This is a genomic window from Desulfohalovibrio reitneri, assembly GCF_000711295.1.
In the GTDB taxonomy this organism is placed as follows: Bacteria; Desulfobacterota; Desulfovibrionia; order Desulfovibrionales; family Desulfovibrionaceae; genus Desulfohalovibrio; species Desulfohalovibrio reitneri.
The window spans coordinates 566233-587666 of sequence record NZ_JOMJ01000004.1; the positions used below are offsets into that span (position 1 = coordinate 566233).

Annotated in this window: 18 protein-coding genes and 1 tRNA gene; 10 read left to right on the forward strand and 9 right to left on the reverse strand. The window is 64.7% G+C overall.

Annotated features, from left to right (window positions below; genetic code table 11):
* Window positions 1–40: 40 nt before the first annotated feature.
* Window positions 41–1609 carry a S10 family peptidase gene (locus N911_RS0115215; protein WP_051694483.1) on the forward strand — a complete coding sequence of 523 codons (1569 nt, stop codon included), beginning with the start codon at window positions 41–43 and terminating at the stop codon, window positions 1607–1609.
* On the opposite strand, the gene N911_RS0115220 is transcribed toward N911_RS0115215, so the two are convergent.
* The gene (locus N911_RS0115220; RefSeq protein ID WP_029898633.1) at window positions 1606–1872 is read right to left on the reverse strand and encodes a DUF493 family protein; all 267 of its coding nucleotides are present in this window, start codon (window positions 1870–1872) and stop codon (window positions 1606–1608) included. The genes N911_RS0115215 and N911_RS0115220 overlap by 4 nt on opposite strands.
* A gap of 78 nt (window positions 1873–1950) precedes the next feature.
* On the opposite strand from N911_RS0115220, the gene N911_RS18145 reads away from it, so the two are divergent.
* Both N911_RS18145 and N911_RS0115230 read left to right on the forward strand, forming a co-directional pair.
* The gene (locus tag N911_RS18145; RefSeq protein WP_035105604.1) at window positions 1951–2502 is read left to right on the forward strand and encodes an HU family DNA-binding protein; all 552 of its coding nucleotides are present in this window, start codon (window positions 1951–1953) and stop codon (window positions 2500–2502) included.
* A gap of 8 nt (window positions 2503–2510) precedes the next feature.
* Window positions 2511–2879, forward strand: coding sequence for a hypothetical protein (locus N911_RS0115230; RefSeq protein ID WP_029898636.1), 369 nt, complete (start codon window positions 2511–2513; stop codon window positions 2877–2879).
* A 3-nt stretch (window positions 2880–2882) separates the two neighbouring features.
* On the opposite strand, the gene N911_RS0115235 is transcribed toward N911_RS0115230, so the two are convergent.
* Window positions 2883–3506 carry a DUF445 domain-containing protein gene (locus N911_RS0115235; protein ID WP_029898638.1) on the reverse strand — a complete coding sequence of 208 codons (624 nt, stop codon included), beginning with the start codon at window positions 3504–3506 and terminating at the stop codon, window positions 2883–2885.
* A 91-nt stretch (window positions 3507–3597) separates the two neighbouring features.
* The gene (locus tag N911_RS0115240; RefSeq protein ID WP_051694485.1) at window positions 3598–4590 is read right to left on the reverse strand and encodes a hypothetical protein; all 993 of its coding nucleotides are present in this window, start codon (window positions 4588–4590) and stop codon (window positions 3598–3600) included.
* A 111-nt stretch (window positions 4591–4701) separates the two neighbouring features.
* Between N911_RS0115240 and N911_RS0115245 the strand changes: the two genes are divergently transcribed.
* Both N911_RS0115245 and N911_RS0115250 read left to right on the forward strand, forming a co-directional pair.
* A complete protein-coding gene (locus N911_RS0115245; protein WP_237559990.1) occupies window positions 4702–4953 on the forward strand; it encodes a hypothetical protein in 252 nt (83 codons plus the stop codon).
* A gap of 104 nt (window positions 4954–5057) precedes the next feature.
* On the forward strand, window positions 5058–5576 hold the full coding sequence (locus tag N911_RS0115250; RefSeq protein WP_029898642.1) for a DinB family protein: 519 nt from the start codon (window positions 5058–5060) through the stop codon (window positions 5574–5576).
* 25 nt (window positions 5577–5601) lie between these two features.
* Here the strand turns inward: N911_RS0115250 and N911_RS0115255 are convergent, their stop codons facing one another.
* Genes N911_RS0115255 through tauA form a run of 3 tightly spaced genes read right to left on the reverse strand, consistent with a single transcriptional unit; the run spans window position 5602 to window position 8262 of the window.
* Window positions 5602–6429, reverse strand: coding sequence for an ABC transporter permease subunit (locus N911_RS0115255; RefSeq protein WP_029898650.1), 828 nt, complete (start codon window positions 6427–6429; stop codon window positions 5602–5604).
* Window positions 6429–7250 (reverse strand): taurine ABC transporter ATP-binding protein, encoded by an 822-nt coding sequence (locus tag N911_RS0115260; RefSeq protein ID WP_029898651.1) that lies wholly within the window; start codon window positions 7248–7250, stop codon window positions 6429–6431. Before N911_RS0115260 ends, N911_RS0115255 begins: the two co-directional genes overlap by 1 nt.
* A 7-nt stretch (window positions 7251–7257) precedes the next feature.
* Window positions 7258–8262 (reverse strand): taurine ABC transporter substrate-binding protein, encoded by a 1005-nt coding sequence (gene tauA / locus N911_RS0115265; protein WP_202593883.1) that lies wholly within the window; start codon window positions 8260–8262, stop codon window positions 7258–7260.
* 244 nt (window positions 8263–8506) lie between these two features.
* On the opposite strand from tauA, the gene N911_RS0115270 reads away from it, so the two are divergent.
* On the forward strand, window positions 8507–12091 hold the full coding sequence (locus tag N911_RS0115270; RefSeq protein WP_081859280.1) for a DUF748 domain-containing protein: 3585 nt from the start codon (window positions 8507–8509) through the stop codon (window positions 12089–12091).
* Window positions 12092–12351: 260 nt separating this feature from the next.
* On the opposite strand, the gene N911_RS0115275 is transcribed toward N911_RS0115270, so the two are convergent.
* Window positions 12352–13647, reverse strand: a complete 1296-nt coding sequence (locus N911_RS0115275) for an IS5 family transposase (protein WP_237559856.1) — start codon at window positions 13645–13647, stop codon at window positions 12352–12354.
* Window positions 13648–13991: 344 nt separating this feature from the next.
* Between N911_RS0115275 and N911_RS0115280 the strand changes: the two genes are divergently transcribed.
* Window positions 13992–15638, forward strand: coding sequence for a cation:proton antiporter family protein (locus N911_RS0115280; RefSeq protein WP_051694546.1), 1647 nt, complete (start codon window positions 13992–13994; stop codon window positions 15636–15638).
* 251 nt (window positions 15639–15889) lie between these two features.
* Here N911_RS0115280 and N911_RS0115285 read toward each other — a convergent pair.
* Window positions 15890–15966: transfer RNA gene (locus N911_RS0115285), tRNA-Arg, on the reverse strand.
* Window positions 15967–16028: 62 nt separating this feature from the next.
* On the reverse strand, window positions 16029–16457 hold the full coding sequence (locus N911_RS0115290; protein WP_029898659.1) for a pyridoxamine 5'-phosphate oxidase family protein: 429 nt from the start codon (window positions 16455–16457) through the stop codon (window positions 16029–16031).
* Between the two features lie 235 nt (window positions 16458–16692).
* On the opposite strand from N911_RS0115290, the gene ispG reads away from it, so the two are divergent.
* The 3 genes from ispG to N911_RS17775 are packed head-to-tail and all read left to right on the forward strand — an operon-like array spanning window position 16693 to window position 21434.
* Window positions 16693–17787, forward strand: a complete 1095-nt coding sequence (ispG, locus tag N911_RS0115295; RefSeq protein ID WP_029898661.1) for a flavodoxin-dependent (E)-4-hydroxy-3-methylbut-2-enyl-diphosphate synthase — start codon at window positions 16693–16695, stop codon at window positions 17785–17787.
* Complete coding sequence (locus N911_RS0115300) at window positions 17788–19533, forward strand: proline--tRNA ligase (protein ID WP_029898662.1); 1746 nt, start codon at window positions 17788–17790, stop codon at window positions 19531–19533. It abuts the gene before it with no gap.
* On the forward strand, window positions 19530–21434 hold the full coding sequence (locus N911_RS17775; RefSeq protein ID WP_051694487.1) for an ATP-binding protein: 1905 nt from the start codon (window positions 19530–19532) through the stop codon (window positions 21432–21434). Before N911_RS0115300 ends, N911_RS17775 begins: the two co-directional genes overlap by 4 nt.

Sequence of the window (21434 nt, forward strand, 5' to 3'; positions counted from 1 at the left end):
ACCCCTTGCAATTCGCGCTGTTTCGGGCATAGTTGGCAGCATGGAAAAGACCTCGTTCCGCGTTTGCGCTCTCGCTGCCCTTTTGTTTCTGCTCGCCGCCCTGCTGGTCTGGGCTCCCCCCGCGCACGCCCGGCAGGGGAACACGGACGACGCGCGGGGCGGGAACGGGAAGGCCGAATCCCCGCCGCCCGACACCCGGGCCGTCACCCGGCACGAAATCGAGATCGACGGCCGGGTCTACAGCTACAACGCCACCGCCGGGCTGACCACGGTCAGCCTGCCGGGCGATGACGGCCCCAAGGGCCGCATGTTCCACGTGGCCTATCAACTTGAAGCCGCGGAACCGGGAGAGCGGCCCGTGACCTTCGCCTTCAACGGCGGCCCGGGGTCCTCGTCCATCTGGCTGCACCTGGGGCTCATGGGCCCCAGGCGGGTAGTGCTCAACGAGGACGGCACCGCGCCGGCGCCGCCCGCCAGGCTGACGGACAACCCCTCCTCCTGGCTGCCCTTCACCGACCTTGTGTTCATTGACCCCGTGGGCACGGGCTTCTCCCGCGCCCAGCCGGACAAGACCGAAGCGGCCAGAAAGTTCTGGGGCGTGGAGAAGGACATCGACTCGGTGGCGGAGTTCGTGCGGCTGTGGCTCACTCGCAACGACCGCTGGACCTCGCCCAAGTTCGCCGCTGGCGAGTCCTACGGTACCCTGCGGGCGGCCGGGCTGGCGGACAAGCTGTACGACGCCTACGGGGCGCGCTTGAACGGGCTGGTGCTCATCTCGCCGGTGCTGGACTATGCCACCATTTTCTACACGCAGGGGCACGATCTGGCCTACGCCCTGGCCCTGCCCACCTACGCCGCCACCGCCCACCACCACGGCCGTCTGCAGGGCGAGCTCAAGGACGTGCTTGCCCGGGTCGAGGAATTCGCCTCCAGGGACTACCTGCGGGGGCTGTTCAAGGGGCAGGCCTTGGGCGGCGCCGAGCGGAAGGAGTTGGTGCGGCGCACGGCGGAACTTACCGGACTTTCCGAGGAGTACGTGGAGCGCATGGACCTGCGGGTGGACGCCGGTGCGTTCACCACCCGCTTCCTGCGCGGCGAGAACAAGGTGGTGGGCCGCATGGACACCACCGTGACCGCGCCAAACCCCCGCCCGGACGAGGCCCGCGCCTGGTTCGACCCGTCACTTGAGCCGCTGTTCGGCCCCTTCTCCGAGGCCATCAACCACTACCTGCGGGAAGAACTGCGGGTGAAGAACGACGAGGCGTACGAGCCGCTTTCATCCGAGGTCAACAGGTCATGGGATTTCGAGAGCGCCCTGGAGGGCGGTCAGGGATTCGCCGACACGGCCCGCGCGCTGCGCCAGGCCATGTTCGACAACCCCGGCCTGCGGGTATTCTGGGCCTGCGGGCGTTATGACTTGGCCACCCCGTACTTCGGCGCCAAGTACACCGTGAACCACCTTTTCCTGCCCGAAGGGCTGCGCGGGAACATCGACATGGCCTTCTTCCGGGGAGGCCACATGATGTACACCCGGCCGGCTCCGAGGGAGCGGCTGACGGGCGAGGCGGCCGCCTTCTACCGGCGGAGCCTCGACGCGGGGGAGGACTAGAGGGGTATGAGGCCCGAGATCCCGTCCATGCGTTGGTACACTTCGATGACGTCGTCGGCGCAGGCCATGCGGCCGACGGCGGTCACGCTGATGTACTTGCCGGTGCGGGATTCGCGGGTGGAAATGGAGAAACCCTCTTCCAGGGGGGAGAGCACCTGGTCCACGTTCTGGCAGGGAACGATGAACTTGAAGGTGTACTCGCAGGGCCAGTCTTCACATTGTTCCAGCGTGTCCCGAAGGCGGGACAGGGAGTCATCGGCCATACATTTCGTTCCTTCGGTTTTCGAGCGAATTGAAGGGACAAGCTAACGACGCGCTCCGCCACGTCAAGAGGAGGCTGCATGAGCAAGGATTTCATCGTTTCATTCATCAAGGAGCAGGCCGACCTGCCGACCCTGAAAAAGGCCGAGGACGCCTACGAGGCCATTCTGGACACCATGACCAGGTCCCTGGGCGAAGGGGAGGAAGTGCGCCTGCGCGGTTTCGGCACCTTCCACGTCAAGCACCGCGCGGCCCGCACCGGCCGCAACCCCTCCACAGGGCAGCCCATGACCATCCCGGCCCACGATACGGTGGTCTTTTCCACCGGCAAGGAGCTGGAGACCCTGGCCAAGAAAGCGCAGACCGGCGAAGCCCACGGCTGGCTGGAGAACAAGCAGTTCATGCGCCGGGCCCAGGAGCAGCTGGACCACTTCAGCCAGCGGCTGACCACCGCCCGCAAGAGCTGGGACGATGGCGTGGACAATCTGGGCGAGGCGTACGAGACCGCCCGCTACAAGCTGGACCTGCTGCGCCGGGGCGGCTCGGAGGCCTGGGGCGATGTGCGCAAGGGGCTGGAAAACGCCCTGGGCGAACTGCGCCGCGCCTTCGGCAAGGCTTCCGACAGGTTCTAAGGGGCTGTATGGACCCCGAGGAGATCAGCCGGCTTCCCGAGAGGGTGTTGGACGGCAAGGTTGCGGAGGCTTTCTTCTCCAGCCGCGTCGTCTGGACTGACGGGGACGAGCCTGTCCGCGTGGACAAGGACCTGGAAACGGGCATGGACATGCGGGTGGAGGTGTCTCCCTACTCCGTGAGCATCGACCATGCCTGGCGCATCGTGGACCTGGCCCGGGCCAAGGGCTGGACCGTGTCCATCCATCTGCGGCCCGAGGACGTGGAGGTTGTCATGACCAGCGGCGAGGACGCGGAGATGGGCCGGGCCACGGCCGCCTACACCCCGCGCGCCCTGGCCGAGGCGGCCCTGCAGGCCGGGCTGCGCGGCATGCGGTAGCCGTCAGCCCGCCAGGGCGAAGAGCAGGGATTGGAAGATGCCGATGGCCAGCCCCAGCAGGCCGCCCACCAGCTCAATGAAGCGGAACTCCCGCTTCATGATGGCGAAGAGGATGTCTTCCAGCTTCTCGATGCTGAAGGACTCCACCTTGTCCCGAACCACCTGGGAGACGTCGTAGCAGGTGGTCAGCTCCTGTCCGGCGCGGTCCAGCAGGTCGGGGATCATCTTCTCCATCTCGGGGACCAGCACGGCCTTGATGCGGTCCACCGTGGAGTCGCCCAGGAACATGGCCGCCATGGGCACGGCCTGGGTCAGCTTTTCCCGCAAAAGCCGGTCCACGTATTCGTCCAGGGTATCCCGCAGCCGGGGACCAAGGTCGGCGTCCTTGAGCGCCTCCACCATGTCCGAGGTGCTGACCAGCTCCCGGTCGATCATCTCTCCCAGCCTGGCGGCCAAGTCGCGCTGGCGCTTGGGAAAGACGCCCTGTACCGTCACCGGGCCCACCTTCACCGGTCGGCGGGGGTGGAAGAGCATCTTTACGGCCAGGTGGTTGGTGAACCAGCCGATGAGCGCCCCGGCCACCGGGGCGAGCAAATATTTCCAGAAATCCGGCGGCAGCCATTCCATGTCGCGCGTAACTCCCTGAATGAATTCGGTTGTCCGGGAGGCGGTCCCGGCAGGCGGGCACCATGGCCCAAATCGCGGACGGGGGCAAGGGCTACCAGCGGCGGCCCAGGCGGAGGAGCCAGTCCGGGTGAACCAGTCCGGTGTAAGGCTTACCCACTTGGGAAAGCTCCATGTCCCGGCCGTCCAGTTCAATGCCCTCGGCCCGCATGAGACGCAGGGGATAGCCGTCCGTCTCCGGGGCGAAGCGGTTGGCGGGCGTCAGGCGGACCCGTCCGCGCGGCCCGGCTTCGGCCGTCAGGGCGGCGGGGAAGAAGGCCGCTCCGCGCGTTTCGTCGGCCAGAGCCTGAAGGAGGGCGGCTGAGATGGCGGTGAAATCCTCCTTCCACAGCCGACGCCCCTGGCTGGGCAGGGTCTCGTTGCAGACGAAGGCGATGCGCCGCCCGGCCATGCCAGCGAATGTCTCCGGCAGCTTGGCGTCTCCTGCGACAATGCGTCCAAGCCCGAGGGAGCGGGTCAGGCGGTCGCCCCGCTCCCGAACGGCGGGGTCGCGTTCGATGCCAAGGCACTCGGGGTGCTCGAACCCGTTGCGCCGAGCCGCGCCGTGCATGGCCGCCATGAGGATGCCGCTGCCCGCGCCGATGTCCAGGCCCAGAAAGGGGGCGGGGCCGGAGACTGGCGTGTTCAGCACCTCCCGCAGCACGTGCGCCGTGCGGGGCAGATCCAGCAGCATGCACAGGGCGAAGCCGGAGTGCAGCAGGTCGCGCCGCAGTCCTTCTTTTCCGCGCAAACTCTCCGCCCCGCGTCTGCGGTTGGCGAAACGGTCCAGAAAGAGCGTCAGATCATCGTCGTCCACGGAGTCGAACTGGGAGCCGTGCGCGTAAGCGTGGCCGTATTTTGCCGCCAGGCGCAGCAGGAAGGGGCCATCCGGCTTGAAGTCGGGGGCGGCCAAGCGGTCCAGATCGTCCGTCAGCGAGGATGGCGGCGCGGCCGGTGCGCTCAGCAGGGGAACTCGCAGCCTGGGGCGTTCCAAAAGGCGGAGGGCCTGTTCCGTCAGCCGGGACAGGTCCGGGGACTGATGTTCCATGACGCCGGGTACCTAGCAGTTTTTATGCCAGAGGGGTTAAGTAAACGGGTCATGCCGCCGAAAGGAAACATACGAACCTGATATCCCATGGATTGGGAAAGGAGGTGCACCATGGATGTGAACCAAATCGGAGCGGGTCCCATGATGGATCTCGCGGTGCGCGCCCAGGAAAAGGATGTCCAAGCCCAGAAGGGTGAGTCCAACTCGGAGATGATGAAGGACATCCGCAAGGCCAGGTTGAACCGGCAGGTCCTCGCGGACCCGTCCCTGGCGGGTGAACTGGTGGCCACCGAGGCCTCCGCCACCTACAACGCCAGTGGCGAGGTCATCCAGGCCGTGTCCACGGACCTGGGCGACGTCTAGGCCACCTTCCGCCGAGAGAAGGTTCCGCGTGATGCGGATGAGAGGCCGCCCCCCGGCGTGGGGGGCGGCTTTTCATTTGGCGCGGGGGATGCCATGGAACGGACATGGACCTGACCGCCCGCCTGAACGAACTCCAACAGCTTCGCCACCGCCTGCTGCGTATCTCGGAGGAAGCCCCGCCGTCCGCCTGGCGGGGTGAGGGCGGCTGGCGGTTGGGCCAACTGCTGGAGCATCTTACCCTGGCCGAGCGCGACATGCTGGGCAGATTGCCTACCGTCCAGGAACTGCGGCGAAGGCCCAACCCGCCGCGCGGGCCGGTGAGTTGGCTGCGCCGCAAGGCCAGCCTGGCCGTACTGGAGTGGCCGCTTCCCATGCCCGTGACCGCGCCCCGGCTCCATCCCGGTGAAGGAATAGGGCTTGAAGAGGCGCACGCGGCCTGGGCGGAGGCCATGGGCTGGCTGCGGCGAATCGTGGATGGACTGGGGCCGGATGCGCACCGGCTGGCGGTGCTGCGCCACGTTTCCGCCGGGCGGATAACCTTGGCCGAAGCGGTGCGCATCGACATGGGGCACTTCCGCTTCCACGCCGGGCGCATCGAGCGGCTAGCCCTGGGGAGCGGCTAGGAAACGTCTTCCCGGTCCGAGGGAATCAGGCCTTCCCCTTCCAGGGCACCAGCTTCCGTTCCGCCACCCGCAGCAAAAGGTCCGTGGCGAAGGCTATCAGCCCGATGATCAGGATGCCCAGCACGACGACGTCCGTCACGAGGAATTCCGCGGCGTTGAGTATCATGAAGCCCAGCCCCTGGGATGCGGCCACCATTTCCGCGGCCACCAGGGTGGTCCAGGCGAAGCCCAGGCCGATGCGCATGCCGGTCAGGATTTCCGGCGTGGCCGCCTTGACGATGACGTGCCACAGCACCTGGGTGCGGGTGGCGCCCAGGCTGTAGGCGGCGTGGATCTGCTCCATGGTGGCCGAGCGCACCCCGGCGCGGGTGGAGATGACCATGGGCGCGAAGCAGGCCAGGTAGATGAGGATGACCTTGGAAACCTCGCCGATGCCGAACCAGATGATCATCAGCGGCAGGTAGGCCAGCGGGGGAATGGGGCGGTAGAACTCGATGGGCGGATCGGCCAGTCCCCGGGCCACGCGGGAGACGCCCATGGCCAGCCCCACGGGCACGGCCGTGAGGATGCACAGCAAGAACGCCCCGCCCACCCTGGAGATGGAGGCCAGCAGGTGGGTTGTCAGGGTCGCTCCGGCGAATCCGTCGGAGGAGGTCTCCTTGAAGCACTGCCAGACCTCGCCGGGGCTGGGCAGAAAGAGCGGCTCCACCAGCCCGGAGGCGGTGACCGTCCACCAAGCCAAAAGCAGCAGCGCGGCGGAGATGAAGCTGAGGGCCAGGCTGCGCCCCTGGCCGGGCATCCCGTAGACCTGGCTGGTGCGGCCGGGGCCGAAAAGGGCGCGCACCGGAAGCATCAGGCCGCTCCCGCCGTGAATGCGGCGGCGGACGCGCCGTTGGAGCCGAAGCCGCGCACCAGGGAGAGCACCTCCTCGCGGCGTTCGATGAAGTCCGGGCGGGACTTGATGGAGCGGGCGTCGCCCGTGCGCAGGTATTCGCTGCAGAAGGGCAGTTCCAGGGAGTGGACCACCCGCCCCGGCCTCGGCGAGAGCACCAGCAGCCGCGTGGCCAGGAAGAGGGCCTCCTCCACCGAGTGGGTGATGAAGAAGGCCATGGTCTCCTTCTCCGCCCAGATTTGCAGGATGAGCTCCTGCATGGACTCTCGGGTGAAGGCGTCCAGCGCGCCGAAGGGCTCGTCCATGAGCAGGATGCGCGGGTTGGCGGTCAGGGCGCGGGCCAGCCCGAGGCGCTGCTGCATGCCACCGGAGAGATGGTAAATCTGCTTGTGGGCGGCCTCGGCCAGCCCCAGCCGCTGGAGGTTGCGCATGGCCGCGGCCCGGCGCTCCTTTTTGCCCACGCCCTGCAGGCGCAGGCCGAAGGCGGCGTTGCCCAGCACGTTTTCCCAGGGCAGCAGGGCGTGCTGCTGAAAGACCACGCCGCGTTCGCGGCCCGGCCCGGTGATGGGCTCGCCGTCCAGGGTCAGGCGGCCGTGGGTGGGGCGGAGGAACCCGGCCATGAGGTTGAGCAGGGTGGTCTTGCCGCAGCCGGAAGGCCCAAGCGCCACAACGAACTCCCCGTCCCGGATGGTCAGGTCCACCTCGTCCAGGGCCAGGGTCTCTCCCTGGCCGTCCGGGTCGGAGTAGGCCAGGGAGACTTCCTCCAGAACCAGCTCGCTCATTTGGCGGCTACCGCTCCTGAAGGGCGCGCTCGGCCCACTCCGGGTTGACGAATTTGGCGTAGCTCTCGGCCACCTGGGGAATCTTTTTCTGGCTCTTGAGGAACTTGGCCGTGGCGGTCAGGGCGCGGGCCGCTCCGCCGTCCTCGCCGCAGCCAAGCCACTGGCAGGACACCTGCTCCTCAAGGCTGGGGAAGCCGTAGCGGGAAAGCACGGTGGGCACGTCCCCCGCGTTGCCGCCCACCATGGAAACGATGGCCTTGACCTCTTTGGAGTCCGGGGTGAAGGCCTCGGGATTATCGCGGTACAGGGCGCTGGTCCGGGCCAGAACCTTGACGAACTCCACCATGAACTCCGGGTTCTCGCGCGAGAAATCGGTGCGGGCCATGAGGCCGTCGAAGGTGGGCTTGCCCCAGTCGCCGAGCTGGCCGGAGGTGATGAGAACCTTGCCGTTTTCCATGATGCGGTCCAGGGCCGGGCTCCAGACGAAGGCGGCGTCGATGTCGCCGCGCTTCCAGGCCGCGGTGATGGCGTTGGGCTGCAGGTTCAGCAGCCTGACCTCGGACTCCGGGATGCCGAACTGTTCCAGGGCGAACAGGGTGTGGAAATGGGTGGTGGAGACGAAGGGCACGCCGATGGTCTTGCCGCGCAGATCCTGCGGGGCGACGATGCCGGAGCCGTCGCGCACCACCAGGGCCTCGGCCCCCTCAATGGCCTCGTTGATCCAGAACAGCTCCACGGGCAGGCCGGAGGACGTGGCCGTGGCCACCGGGGTGGAGCCGCCCAGAGCGATGTCCACGTCGCCTGAGGCCAGGGCGGGCAGCACCTTGCTGCCGGAGTCGAACTGGCGGAAGTCCAGCTCCCAGCCGGTTGCCTCCTCGAACCATCCCTCGGCCATGGCGATCTTCCAGGGATTGAAGATGAGCTGGTAGCCGATGGTGGCGGATTTCTCGGCGGCCGCGGCGGGCGCGGCCACAAGCAGTAAAAGCGCGCAGAGTACCAAGAGGCGGCGCATGGATAGCATCTCCCGAACTGGTGGTTAGAAGCGGTGCGAACCGAATCCGATGCTCTCTCTCCTGCCATGTTTTCCGCCTGATTTCCACCGGCGGAAAGGGGGAACATGGTGATTCCGCCTCAGGCTTCCTGGAAATGCGAACGACCCTTGCCGTGGCTACCTCCTCGGAATTTGACCTTCCACTCCTCTTGGCGCATATCTTGAACATGGATATTTCCGCTACAGCAAGCAGGCAAGGGGCGGCATGAGCGCGGTGTTCAGCGGGAAAGGGAGGATTTCCGGCCGATGGAAGTCCCTGCGACGGGAATGGAAGATAGCGGGCGTGCTCCTGGCCCTGTTCCTGGCCTACGCGGCCTTCGGCTTTCTGGTCGCGCCCTCCATCATCCGCTCCAACCTTGACTCCTCCCTGGAAAAGGCGCTCGGCCGCCAAGTGGAAGTGGGGGCGGTTTCCTTCAACCCCCTCACCCTGGAACTCGGTGCGGACGGTGTCAGCGTCTTGCAAAAGGAGGGCGACGGGGCGCTCTTGTCCCTGGACGGCCTGCGCATTGACCTGGACTCTTTTTCGCTCATCGAGTGGGCCGTGGTCATCGGCGAGTTGCGTTTGGTCCGGCCCGTTGTCCATTTTGTTTATTACGAGGACGGCAGCCACAACCTTTCTGATCTGATAGCCGAAGAGAGCGGAGACGATCGGGATGCGGGCGGCGGTGATGGCGGAATCTTCCCCGTGGTTCTGCGTCGCTTCGCCATCGAGGGCGGCGACATCACCGTGGAGGACCGCGCCCTGGGCAAGACGCATCGCGTGGAGAGGCTCAACCTCACCATCCCCTTCGCCTCCACCCTGGCTGAGCACGTGCAGCGGGAAATCCAGCCAACTCTGGACGCCGTGGTCAACGGCACGCCGGTCTCGCTGACGGGCCGTGCTCTGCCATTGGCCGACCCCCTGCGCGCCGAGTTCGACATCAAGATTAAAGGCTCCGACCTGACCCACTATTGGGCCTACTCTCCGCTGCCCGACACGGTGAACCTTGAAACAGGAACCCTCTCCTGCGATGCCAAGCTGATCTTCGAGCAGGGCGGGGACATCCTGCCCAGCCTGCTGGTGGGCGGCGACTACACCCTGCGCGACGTGGCCCTCACCGGCCTGGAAGGCGAGCGGATTCTGGCCTTCGATCGTCTTGCCCTGCGGCTCAAGGAGATCGGCGTGTTCGACCGGATAATCCGGGCCAGCAGCCTGGAACTCAGCGCTCCGTACCTCTCCGTGACGCGCCTGGAGGACGGCGGGCTGGACTGGAGCCGCTACCTGCCGGTTGTCCCGCCGGACACGGAAGCGGAGGAAATCGCGGAGGAGGCGGTGGACACGGTGGAAGAGGAAACCGAAGCCGCCATCCATTTGGAGACGGATCGGCTGACCGTCAGCGACGGGCGCGTGCGTTTCCGGGACAGGGTGGTGCCCGGCGGCTACGAGTACACCCTGGCCCCGCTGTCGGTGACGGCCGAGGGCGTGAACACCGGCGACGAGGAGCCCGCCCGCCTGTCCGTTTCCATGGGAGCGGCGGAGGGAGGCCTCGTATCCGTCAACGCCACCTTCGGCGTGCTGCCGCTGCAAGCCCGTGGCACTGTGGGGCTGCGGGGAATACGGCCCACGGATTTCAAGGCCTACTTCCGCGACGCCCTGCCTCTGGAGCTGCGCTCCAGTATGCTGGACGGAAGCCTCGATTTCCTGGTGCCCAAGGGCCGGGCCGGGGAGTTCCGCGTCGAGTCCTTCGACCTGACGCTTGGCGGGGTGGCCCTGGCGACGAAGGGGGCGGAACAGCCGCAGGTTGAAGTCCCCGAACTGCGGTTGACGGGGGGGACCGTGGACCCCACGGACCGCGTCGTGGAGGTGGATTCCGTCTCCCTGGAGAAAGCCAGGGTTGCCATGACCAGGGAAAAGAACGGGTCCATCGATCTGCTGGCCCCCTTCACCGGAGAGGGGAGTGAGGAGCGGGATGAAACCAAGGTTGCTTCCGAAGGCGACGGGGGGGTGTGGAAGGTCTCGGTCAAGAAGGCCGCCATCTCGGAGGCCGCAGTGAGCCTGGACGACCGCGCCGCTCCCCGGCCCGGCGAGATCAAGCTGGAAAACATCGAGGCCGGGTTTTCTGACTTCCGCCTGGGTGAAAACGGTCCCATGCCCCTGCGGCTGGCGGCGCGGCTGGCCAAGGGCGGGGACATCTCCTTCCAGGGCAATGCCAATGCCGGGGGAGAGATCTCGGGCCGACTGGACCTGAATGGAATCGCCGTGAAGCAGGCGTCGATGTATCTGCCGCCCGAGTCCCCGTTGACCATTGCGGGAGGCGCGCTGAACGCCTCGGGCGATCTGCGTACCGGGAGCGGCGAAACGGCGGTGCGCTACACCGGCGGCCTGCGCTTGGCCGATCTGCTGCTGACCGAGGGAGAGGGCGGCGGGGAACTGCTCTCGCTCCCAAGCCTGGACGTCTCGGGTGTGGAGGTTGAAGGCGCGCCCTTCAACGTGCGCGTTCAGAACGTGGATTTTTCCGGGCTTGACGCGCTCTACGCCGTGGGACCGGACGGACGGACCAACGTGGACCGCGTGCTGGCCGGTTTCGGCGGGGACGGCGAAGAGGTGGATAAGGAGGGCGAAAGCGCCCTTGCCTCCCTGTCCATCGAAAGAATCTTATTGGCCGACGGTCGCGTGCGGTTCACCGACCGCAGCGTTGACCCGGCCTTCGATACGGAACTGGCCGACCTTCGCGCCAGCCTGACCGGTTTGGCCCTTTCGCCGGAGCAGCGGTCGCGCGTGGAGGTGGCGGGGATTGTGGGCGGAAGCGCGCCCTTGGCGGTGGAAGGCACGCTGAATCTCATGCGCGCGGGCGCGGAGACCGATTTCCTGGCCAAGCTGGAAAACCTGGCCCTGCCTCCCCTCACGCCGTACAGCGTGAAGTACATCGCCTACCCCCTGACCAAGGGCAAGCTCTACGCGGACATGGATTTCACGGTGCGCGACCTGGTCATAACCGGGCAGAACCGCTTCCGCTTCGAGCAGCTCGAGGTTGGCGACAAGGTGGAGTCGGAAACGGCCGCGGACGTGCCCATCAAGACGGCCATGTCCCTGCTCACGGACAGTTCGGGCACCCTGGCCCTGAACGTGCCGGTGGAAGGCCGCCTGGACGACCCCCAGTTCCGGCTTGGCAAGATCATCTTCCGGGCCGTGGGCAGCATGTTCGGCAAGATCGTCACCTCGCCGTTCGCTTTCCTGGGAGCCATCTTCGGCGGCGATGGCGCGCCGGATAACATGGGTATACTGGAGTTCGACCCCGGAACGGTGGAGATGGACGATACCGACCGCCGCAAGCTGGACATCGTGGCCCAGGCCATGGACGACCGCCCCAATATCCACGTGGAACTGGCCGCCTACGTCGATCCCGAGGAGGACACGCGGGCGCTCAAGGACAGGGTGGTGGACAGGCTGGTCCGGAAGGCGAAGATGGAGGACATGGGGCTGCTCGCGCCAAGAGACCCGTCCAGAGTGGCGGTTACACAGCACGAGTACCCCGAATACCTGGCCGACGCCTACGAAAAGGCCACCGGAGACAAGGCCCGGGGCCGTCCGCCGGAAGTGCTTCGCGAGCTTATCCGGCAGCACATCACCCTGGAGCCGGGCGAACTGACCGACCTGGCCAAGTCCAGAAGCGCCGCCGCCCGCGATTACCTGACCAAGACCAAGGGTATCGACCCAGGCCGCGTCTTCGTCCGCGAGGAAAACCACCTCGCCGAACCCGAAGAGGACGGCGTGTCCAAGCCCCGGGTGGAATTGGGGGTGACGCGATAGCGGAGATGAGAAAATTGGACCGAATTACTGGTAAACAAGAGTTGGCATTGGATTTGGCTAGCACACACCTAACTAGTTGGTACAATTAACACAGCCACACTGAGCAGGCCGCAACATGGCCTGACCTGTCAGGATGTCTTGATCTCTATTTTTCCCTGGGCTGTCGACCCTGGCCGTTGCTCCTTCCTGGCACGGACAACTTGCCCTTGATAAGGGAGTTGTTTAATCAGTCGGTCCTGAAAAAGGCCTTTCAGATTGAATCAGGCGTACTTTAGTCTGCCCCGACTCCAGGTTCCGAAGCAGAGCCAAGGGGCGAAAAGAGACAAAAAGTGCTTCAGTCCCCGCATCCACTTCTTGAAGTTGAACGCGGCTGCGGCCATCAGCAGGTTGATCGCATCACCGAGGGCCCCTTTCAGGAAGTTTTTGGCCATGCGGAAGTCGTGTTTGAGATGTCCGATCACCGGCTCGATGCCAGCGCGTCTGCGAAAACGTTGCCTGGCCTTTCGTCTCTGGTAGGGCGTGTCGCTTTTCTTCGGCCGGCCCGGAATCAGAATGCTCGTGTCACCGACTTTTTTGCGCCCCCTGTAACCCCGGTCACAGATGGCCGCCTCGGGGCAGGATTCCGTGATTTGCGAAACTTGCTCCAGAACATCCGGCAGGGTGTGACCGTCGAAAACGTTCTCCTTGAAGGACATGGCTCCTACGATCACACCGGTGGTCTTGGTCCAGGCGATGGAGGCCTTGCGTCCGAACTCGTACTTTTTGTGCTCTTTGCCCTTGCCGATGCAAAGCACGTCCGGTTCGTGCAGGCTGTAGATCTTGTTCTTGTCGGTACGTTTCTGGTCATGGACCCGGCGGAAGAGCTGCATAGCTTCCCTGTGCCTGGCCAACGAATCCCTGGGCAGTTTGCGCTCAAGTTCGCGGATCAGGACGCCAGCCATGGTCCGAATGCGTTTGATGATCTTGCGACTCTTGAATCGCTGGCGCAGGAGGCCTGGCAATTCACGGCGGAAACTGCGGCGCAAGCTGATTCCTTCGAACTCGGCGATGGCCCTGCATCGCTTGATGACCTTGGTCAGAAGCTTCACGTCAGTGGGGAAGGTGATGTTCTTCTCCTGGACCGTGGTGTCCACGGCGATCTCCCGCTCCATGGCGTCGTCGCCGTGCAGACCCACCGAGACCTCGAAGATCAAACGCGCCCCACCCTCGCCGATGCGTTTGCGGAAATAAACCAAGTCCGTGGGGTCACAAGGAAGCCTCCACCGGAAATGCGTCTCACCGCAGAAGGCCTGATAGTAGGGGTTCCGGACCCAAGCCTCAATGACACGCTCGTCGCTCAGATTTTCAAGCTGCTTGAGGATCATGAGCCCGACCATGAGTCTGATGGGCTTTGCTGGACGACCATACTCACTATAGAGGCTAGAAAACTCCTGCTCGAACCTTTCCCAGGGGATGTTCGCTGCAAGCTTGAGCAGCGGGTCCTTGGGATTGAGCTGATCGATGAGGTCCTCGTAGAGGAAATTGCCCTGATCGCTTTTGGCTGGCTTGGCCTTCATCATCACTCCCGAACCGGTGACGGCGCGACCGGTTTCTTGCAGAATCACTACAGTTCCTGGTCGAGAATGATACATTGAATGCTACACTTTGTTAATTCTTTTCAGTGTCATAGATGTTTTTCAGGGCCGACTAATCAAATCTATGTTCCCATCACCACGCCTCTTCCGCTGCGGCGGCATTCGCCCCTGTAACAACGCGGAAGTCTCTTGGTGGGAACGAATCTCTCCTGGGAGCCCCTCCTTTAGAAAAGGCGGACAAGACCAGGAGGATTACTAAGACGGACTTGGTGTCCGTCCACTTGGAATGTGAAGCCGGCTTCATCACGTTTTTTCAGAGAGAATCGATGCTTGTTATTCTGGTCAGTTTCGCTTTCGGGTTCGGTCTTGCTTTGGCGCGAATCGGGTTGCCTCCCATGGTGGGCTTCTTGATCGCCGGTTTCGCCTACAATATGGCCGGGCTTGCGCCGCCGGCTGGCCTGGACACCATAGCGAATTTGGGCATTACGCTGCTGCTTTTTTCAATTGGACTAAAGCTGGACGTGCGCGGGTTGTTGAAAGCGGAAATATGGTCCGGCGCAACAACCCAGATGCTCTTTTCCATCGCTTTTATGTGCGGTGCTTTTTTGCTTGTGCGGGAAGCCTTCGGCGCTTCGTTGCTGGACGTTTCAATGGGGACGATTCTTCTTCTGTCGTTCGCGTTTTCTTTCTCCAGCACGGTATTCGCGGTGAAGGTTTTGGAGGACAAAGGCGATATGTCCGCCCTGTATGGACGGATAGCCATCGGCCTTCTGATTATGCAGGATCTATTCGCGGTCTTGTTCCTCAGCCTTACTGCGGGGAAGATTCCCAGTATCTGGGCCCTCGGACTGATCGGCCTGCCGCTCGTCAGGCCGGTGCTGTATCGCTTGCTGGACTTGGCCGGCCACGGCGAACTATTTGTCTTGAGCGGACTGTTTATCGCTTTGGGATTGGGCGCGGAACTCTTTTCGCTTGTTGGGATGAAAGCGGACCTGGGCGCGTTGGTGGTTGGAGTGCTACTGGCGGGGTATCATCGCGCCTCTGAGCTTTCCTACGCCCTCTTCAGTTTCAAGGAATTAATGCTGGTTGGCTTTTTCCTTTCCATCGGCATGACCGGCCTCCCCACAATGGAAATGCTGCTGGCCGCGTTCCTGTTGTGCTTGCTGCTGCCCTTCAAGACGGGAATCTATTATTTTGTGATTTCACTGTTTGGGCTGCGAGCGCGCACCAATCTTTTTGCCTCCCTGACGCTCACTAATTATTCGGAATTCGGCCTTATCGTGGCTGCCATAGCAGTGGGGCAGGGATTGCTTTCTAGCGAATGGCTGATGATCGCCGCCATGGCGGTAAGCATTAGCTTCGCGCTCTCCGCCCCGTTAAGCATGCATGCCGAGCATGTTTACAGGTTGATGCAAGGCTGGCTGTGCAAGTTCGAGCGCAAAACCTGTCATCCGCTTGATGCCCCCATCGATCCTGGTTCAGTGAGGGCGATGGTAATCGGAATGGGGCGTATCGGCATGGGCGCTTACGACGAATTGCTTAAAACATACAGTGAAGACGACATTTGCGGCGTGGAGCATAATCCCAGCCGCGTTGACTCGAACCGCGCCCAAGGCCGCAACGTCTTGCTGGGAGACGCCTGTGATACTGATTTCTGGTTGAAGCTGCGGAAAGACTTGAATCTCGAAATTGTGATACTGGCCATGCCCAAACATCAAGGCAACATGTTCGCCGCGCGCCAACTTCTAAACTATGAGATAGAGTGCCGCATAGCGGCCATAGCGCATTACCAGGAGGAGGTGGAGGAGCTCTCGAGAATTGGCGTTTGCTCCGCCTTCAACATGTACGAACGGGCCGGAGCAGGGCTGGTCCGCATCGCCTTTGAAAGCTGCAAACTCCCGGAGTATCCGTCCCGCCAGGGCGGGGAAAGCGAAGGATTCGCTGAGGACGAGACGAAACCAGTCCTTTCCTGACACCGTCAGGAATTGTGCAATGAAATCGAAGCCCATGCATCCAACGAACAAGAAAAGGGGGGAGGGGCCGTTTATCTTTTTTGAGAAGTAATTCGTATGAATTACCGGAGATGTGATGATCTTCCGGCGATGGTTACGGGATTTGATAACGTGCCGATGGAAGCGATTGGAGAGCTTCTGCCGTCATAGCGGGGAGAACATGAAGCAAGAAAAAGGGGCCAAGCCAATATGGCCTAACCCCTTGAAATTCGTGGCGCGCCCGGGAGGATTCGAACCTCCGACCAACGGATTCGTAGTCCGGTACTCTATCCAGCTGAGCTACGGGCGCGTAGCGAGGAGTGGAGAACTACAGCTTCACCCCCTGGCCGTCAAGGGCTTTTTGCGGATTTTTCATCGCAGCCGTTCGAAACGGGAGTCTGTGGCCCCGCGCAAAAGCTGGGCGGTATGCACCTCCATTTCCAGCACGTCCGAGTCGGGATGGGAGGCCAGCTTTTCAAGTTGCGGGTGGCGGGCCAGAATCTCCTGTTTCAGTTGTTCGCACCTTTCTCGGGACACCGGGCGGCAATCGCCTTCCAGGGTCAGGGCCATGGTCTCCTCGCGGGGAAGGCCGTCCTCGCGGTTGTCCACCAGCAGGCTGACGTGGGCGTTGCGGCGACAATTGCGGTATTTCTTGGTGCTGCGTGAGGTGAGCATGTAGATGCGCCCGCCGTCCTCCGAGGCGGCGTAGGCCATGAGCGAGCAGTGGGGTGCGTTCTCCGAGGCCGTGGCCAGGACCCCGATGTCCTTGGCCCGAAGCAGGCGGAGCATGTCCTCGTGCATGGTTACTCCATGGGATTGCGGGGAATCGGGCATTCGGCAACGCGTAGCATACTCCGAACGCCGCGCCAAGATGGACGGCAGCATTTCCGCACTTGTGCAAGGGAAGCCCCTCCGGGATGGGGCCCCGCGCCAACCGGTCCGCCGCCTCCGGCCTCGGGCGAGTACCCACAGGGCTTGGCTTGCGGCCGGTTTTGGACTAGTCTGCCTCTTTTCCATTCGAGAGGTGTGAGAATCCATGGCATCCCGCGCTGCAAGCCAAGCGCCCGAACGGCGGGCCACTCGTCCGGTGCGCCTGGGACCCTACGTCATAGGCGGCGGACAGCCCATCCGCGTGCAGTCCATGTGCACCACGGACACCCGTGACACCGAGGCCACCCTGGCCCAGGTGCGCGATCTGGCCGCGGCCGGGTGCGAGATAGTGCGCTTGGCCGTGCCGGACGACCGCGCGGCGCGGGCTCTGCCGGCCATCGTGGCCGAGTCGCCAGTGCCCCTGGTGGCGGACATCCACTTTGACCACCGCCTTGCCCTGGCCTCTGCCGAGGCGGGCATGGCCGGCCTGCGCATCAACCCCGGCAACATCGGCGGAGCGGACAAGGTGGACGCCGTGGTGGACGCGGCCAAGAAGCGCGGCCTGCCCATCCGCATCGGGGTCAACTCCGGCTCGGTGGAAAAGGATCTGCTGGCCCGCTTCGGCGGCCCCACGCCCGAGGCCATGGTGGAGAGCGCCCTCAGCCACGTGGCCATGCTGGAACGGCGCGGCTTCGACCAGATCAAAATTTCCCTGAAGTCCTCCTCCGTGACGGACACCATCCAGGCTTACCGACGCATGGCCGACCGGGCCGACTACCCCCTGCACATCGGCGTCACCGAGGCGGGCACACTGGTGCGCGGCGCGGTCAAGTCGTCGGTGGGGCTGGGGGTGCTGCTGGCCGAGGGCATCGGCGACACCCTGCGCGTCTCCCTGACCCATGAACCCACCGCGGAGATGGTGGTGGCCTGGGAGATTCTGCGCTCCCTGGACATCCGCGCCCGCGGCCCGGAAATCGTCTCCTGCCCCACCTGCGGCCGCACCGAGATCGACCTCATCGGCCTGGCCGAGGAGGTGGAGCGGCGGCTCAAGGACGTGGAGGAGATTTTCACCGTGGCCGTCATGGGCTGCGTGGTCAACGGACCCGGCGAGGCCCGCGAAGCGGACATCGGCGTGGCCGGGGGCCGCGACAAGGCCGTTGTCTTCCGCAAGGGCGAGGTGACACGCACCCTGCGCGGCGACGTGGTGTCCGGTTTCATGGAGGAGCTCGACCGCTATCTGAACGAACTGCGAGGAACCTGAATGCGCTTTTCCCGACTCTACGCCCCCACCCTCAAGGAGGCGCCCCGCGACGCCGAGGTGGTCAGCCACAAGCTGCTCTCCCGGGCGGGCTACATCCGCCAGCTGACCAGCGGCATCTACACCTTCCTGCCCCTGGGCCTGCGCGCCCTGAACAACGTGGCCGACGTGGTGCGCGAGGAGATGAACCGCGCCGGGGCGCAGGAGTTGCTGCTGCCCATGGTGCAGCCCGGCGACCTGTGGAAGGAGACCGGCCGCTGGACCCTTTACGGCCGCGAACTGCTCCGCTTCACCGACCGCAAGGACGCCGACTTCTGCCTGGGCCCCACCCACGAGGAGGTCATCACCGATCTGGTGCGCGGCGAGGTGCGCTCCTACCGGCAGCTGCCGCTGAACCTCTACCAGATCCAGACCAAGTTCCGCGACGAGATCCGGCCCCGCTTCGGCCTCATGCGCTGCCGGGAGTTCGTCATGAAGGACGCCTACTCCTTCGACCGCGACGACGAGGGGGCGCAGGAGTCCTACCAGACCATGTTCGACGCCTACGTGCGCATTTTCCGCCGGCTGGGTCTGCGCTTCAAGTCGGTGGAAGCGGACTCCGGCGCCATCGGCGGCAGCCACTCCCACGAGTTCATGGTCACAGCGGCCACGGGTGAGGACGTGGTGGCGGCCTGCACGGCCTGCGAGTACGCCGCCAACCTGGAGAAGGCCCAGGCGGTCTGCTCCCTGTCCCAGTGCGACGAGACCTGCGCCGAGCCCGAGCGGGTGGAGACCCCCGGGGCGCACACCGTGGCCGAGGTGGCCAGGATGATGGACGTGCCGCCCTCCAAGGTGGTCAAGACGCTGCTTTTCGAGGTAGACGGCGCCAGCGTGGCCGCGCTGGTGCGCGGCGACCGCGACCTGGAGGAGATCAAGCTGAAGAACGCCCTCAACGCCCAGGACGCGCGCATGGCCGACGCGGACAAGGTGAAGGCCTGGTCCGGCGCGCCGGTGGGATTCGCCGGACCGGTGGGCCTGAAGGTGGACCGCATCGTGGCCGATGTGGAGCTGTGCGGCGACACCGGCTGGGTTGTCGGGGCCAACGAGGCCGACGCCCACCTCAAGAACGTGGACCTGCCGCGCGACGTGGGCGTTACCGAGTGGCTTGACCTGCGCCAGGTGGTGGAGGGCGACGCCTGCCCCCGCTGCCGGACAAAGATGACCCTGGCCAGGGGCATCGAGGTGGGCCACGTCTTCAAGCTGGGCGAGAAATACTCCAAGGCCATGGAGGCCACCTACCTGGACGAAAACGGCAAGGAGAAACTCCTGGTCATGGGCTGCTACGGCATCGGCGTGTCGCGCATCGTGGCCTCGGCCATCGAGCAGAACCACGACGACGCTGGCATCATCTTCCCCCCGGCCATCGCACCGTTCGAAGCGGCGGTCATCTCCCTGGGCGGCAAGGACCCGGCCGTGGACGAAAAAGCGGCCGAGCTGCACGACCAGCTTGAAAGCCTGGGCATCGAGACCCTGTGGGACGACCGCGACGAGCGGCCCGGGGTGAAGTTCAAGGACGCCGACCTCATGGGCATGCCTTTCCAGCTCATTGTGGGCGGCAAGGGGCTGGCCCGTGGCGTGGTGGAGGCCAAGGACCGCCGAACAGGCGAGAAGTCCGAACTGCCGCTGGACGGTTTCGCCGAGGCCCTTCACGCCTACCGCCGCGAGGTCTGGACGGGCTGGGGCCTTTCGCCGGACGGAGAGCTTGGATGACCGACCCCCAGGGCCCGCTGCCGGAACCCGCCTTCTTCGACCAGGCTCCCACCCCGCTGGCGGCCATGGACGCCTCCGGCGCGCTGCGTCGGGTCAACGCCAAGGCGGCGGGGTTGCTGGGCCTGGTGGATGTTCCCGGTGGAGCCTGCTGTCTGGTGTCAGCCACGGGGTTTGCCCGGCGGCTGCGGGACTTCGTGGCAAAGGTGCTGGAGGAGGGCGGCAGGCGCGAGACGAGGTTGGAGATGGACGGCGGCGGCATCCGGGTTGTCGGCGCGGCCATGGCGGGAGACGGCTCCCCCGAATCGCTGTGCCTGCTGCATTTCGAAGGCGGAGGCATGGACTCCCCGGAGCCGGACTGTTTTTCCGCCCGCTTTCGCCGTGCTCAGGAGTTGGCGGGCGAAGGCTTCTGGGAGTGCGACGGACAGGGCTCCATGGATTACCTGTCCGAGGGATTGATGAACCTGCTGGGCATCCGGGGGCCGCTGTTCGGCCGGGAAGCGGGCGAGGCCTTTCAGAAGCGTATTCACCCCCAGGACCGCCAGGCCCTCATGGACGATCTCTCCAGGGCCATGTTTGACGACGCGCCTTTGGAGCGCGAGGTGCGTTTCTACCGGGGCGGCGAGGAGGAGCGCGTTGGGCTGGCCATGGGACGGCGTGTGTTGGCCTGTACCGGCGAGCCCGGCGTGTTCGGCGTGCTACGCGACATCACCGAGCGCAAGGAGCTGGAGCGCGAACTGAACGAGGCCAGGAGGATGGCCGAGGACGCCTCCAAGTCCAAGAGCCGGTTCTTGGCCAACATGAGCCACGAGATGCGCACCCCCCTCAACGGCATCCTCGGACTCATCGGGCTGACCCTGGGGCAGGACCTTCCCAAGGAGGCGCGGGAGAACCTGCGCATGAGCCGCGACTCCGGCCAGAACCTCCTGTCCATCATCAACGACATCCTCGACATCACCAAGATCGAGGCCGGGCGGCTGGAGCTGGTCAAGGAACGGTTCGACCTGGACCAGGTGCTCAACTCCACGGTGCGGCTTTTCTCCATCGAGGCCAAGTCCAAGGGAGTGGCCCTGCGCTACGTCAAGTCCATGGAGGCCCCGCAGTTCCTGTACGGGGACCCGGTGCGGCTGCGGCAGGTGCTCATCAACCTGGTGGGCAACGCGGTTAAGTTCACCGAGGCGGGGGAGGTGGAGCTTTCCGTGCGTCCGGTGAACGATCCCATGGACGGCGGCGGGGACACGCTGCTGGAATGGACCGTGCGAGACACCGGCTGCGGCCTGGACGAATCCCTGCGCGCGGACATTTTCGACATTTTCACCCAGGCCGAGCCGGCCCGAACCCGCACCCATCAGGGCACAGGCCTGGGGCTGGCCATCAGCAAGCGGCTGGTGGAGATGATGGACGGGGAGATCACCGTTTCCAGCGAGCCGGACTGCGGCTCGACCTTTACCTTCACCGCCCGGTTCGAGTGCGCCCCGGAGGAGTCGACCGCCAGGGACAGGGGGGAGAACCGGGGCATCGTTCTGCCCACGCTGCGCATCCTCCTGGCTGAGGACAACCGGGTCAACCAGGCCTACGCGCGCCGCGCCCTGGAAATGGAGGGACACCAGGTCGTCTGCGTGGAGAACGGCCACGAGGCCCTTGAGGCCCTGTCCGGGGAGTCCTTCGACCTGGCCCTCATGGATATCCAGATGCCGCACATGGACGGCGTCACCGCCACCCGCGCTATTCGAAGCGGCGAGGCCGGCGTGCCGAGCGATTTTCCGGTGGTTGCCCTGACGGCCTACGCCATGAAGGGCGACCGCGAGGAATTCATGGAAGCGGGCATGAACGACTACGTCTCCAAACCCTTCGACTCCAAAGACCTCATTCGGGTCATCGCCCGGGTCATGCTCCGTCCCTGA

Bases quoted from the DNA above. Each gene is read 5' to 3' on its own strand.
- N911_RS0115250 (WP_029898642.1), top strand. From the start codon at position 5,058: ATGGACCTGACCGCCCGCCTGAACGAACTCCAACAGCTTCGCCACCGC.
- N911_RS0115290 (WP_029898659.1), bottom strand. From the start codon at position 16,457: ATGCACGAGGACATGCTCCGCCTGCTTCGGGCCAAGGACATCGGGGTC.
- tauA (WP_202593883.1), bottom strand. From the start codon at position 8,262: ATGCGCCGCCTCTTGGTACTCTGCGCGCTTTTACTGCTTGTGGCCGCG.
- N911_RS0115215 (WP_051694483.1), top strand. From the start codon at position 41: ATGGAAAAGACCTCGTTCCGCGTTTGCGCTCTCGCTGCCCTTTTGTTT.
- N911_RS0115280 (WP_051694546.1), top strand. From the start codon at position 13,992: ATGCTTGTTATTCTGGTCAGTTTCGCTTTCGGGTTCGGTCTTGCTTTG.
- N911_RS0115245 (WP_237559990.1), top strand. From the start codon at position 4,702: ATGGATGTGAACCAAATCGGAGCGGGTCCCATGATGGATCTCGCGGTG.
- N911_RS0115240 (WP_051694485.1), bottom strand. From the start codon at position 4,590: ATGGAACATCAGTCCCCGGACCTGTCCCGGCTGACGGAACAGGCCCTC.
- N911_RS17775 (WP_051694487.1), top strand. From the start codon at position 19,530: ATGACCGACCCCCAGGGCCCGCTGCCGGAACCCGCCTTCTTCGACCAG.
- N911_RS0115220 (WP_029898633.1), bottom strand. From the start codon at position 1,872: ATGGCCGATGACTCCCTGTCCCGCCTTCGGGACACGCTGGAACAATGT.
- N911_RS0115270 (WP_081859280.1), top strand. From the start codon at position 8,507: ATGAGCGCGGTGTTCAGCGGGAAAGGGAGGATTTCCGGCCGATGGAAG.
- N911_RS0115255 (WP_029898650.1), bottom strand. From the start codon at position 6,429: ATGCTTCCGGTGCGCGCCCTTTTCGGCCCCGGCCGCACCAGCCAGGTC.
- N911_RS0115275 (WP_237559856.1), bottom strand. From the start codon at position 13,647: ATGAAGGCCAAGCCAGCCAAAAGCGATCAGGGCAATTTCCTCTACGAG.
- ispG (WP_029898661.1), top strand. From the start codon at position 16,693: ATGGCATCCCGCGCTGCAAGCCAAGCGCCCGAACGGCGGGCCACTCGT.
- N911_RS0115235 (WP_029898638.1), bottom strand. From the start codon at position 3,506: ATGGAATGGCTGCCGCCGGATTTCTGGAAATATTTGCTCGCCCCGGTG.
- N911_RS0115260 (WP_029898651.1), bottom strand. From the start codon at position 7,250: ATGAGCGAGCTGGTTCTGGAGGAAGTCTCCCTGGCCTACTCCGACCCG.
- N911_RS0115230 (WP_029898636.1), top strand. From the start codon at position 2,511: ATGGACCCCGAGGAGATCAGCCGGCTTCCCGAGAGGGTGTTGGACGGC.
- N911_RS18145 (WP_035105604.1), top strand. From the start codon at position 1,951: ATGAGCAAGGATTTCATCGTTTCATTCATCAAGGAGCAGGCCGACCTG.
- N911_RS0115300 (WP_029898662.1), top strand. From the start codon at position 17,788: ATGCGCTTTTCCCGACTCTACGCCCCCACCCTCAAGGAGGCGCCCCGC.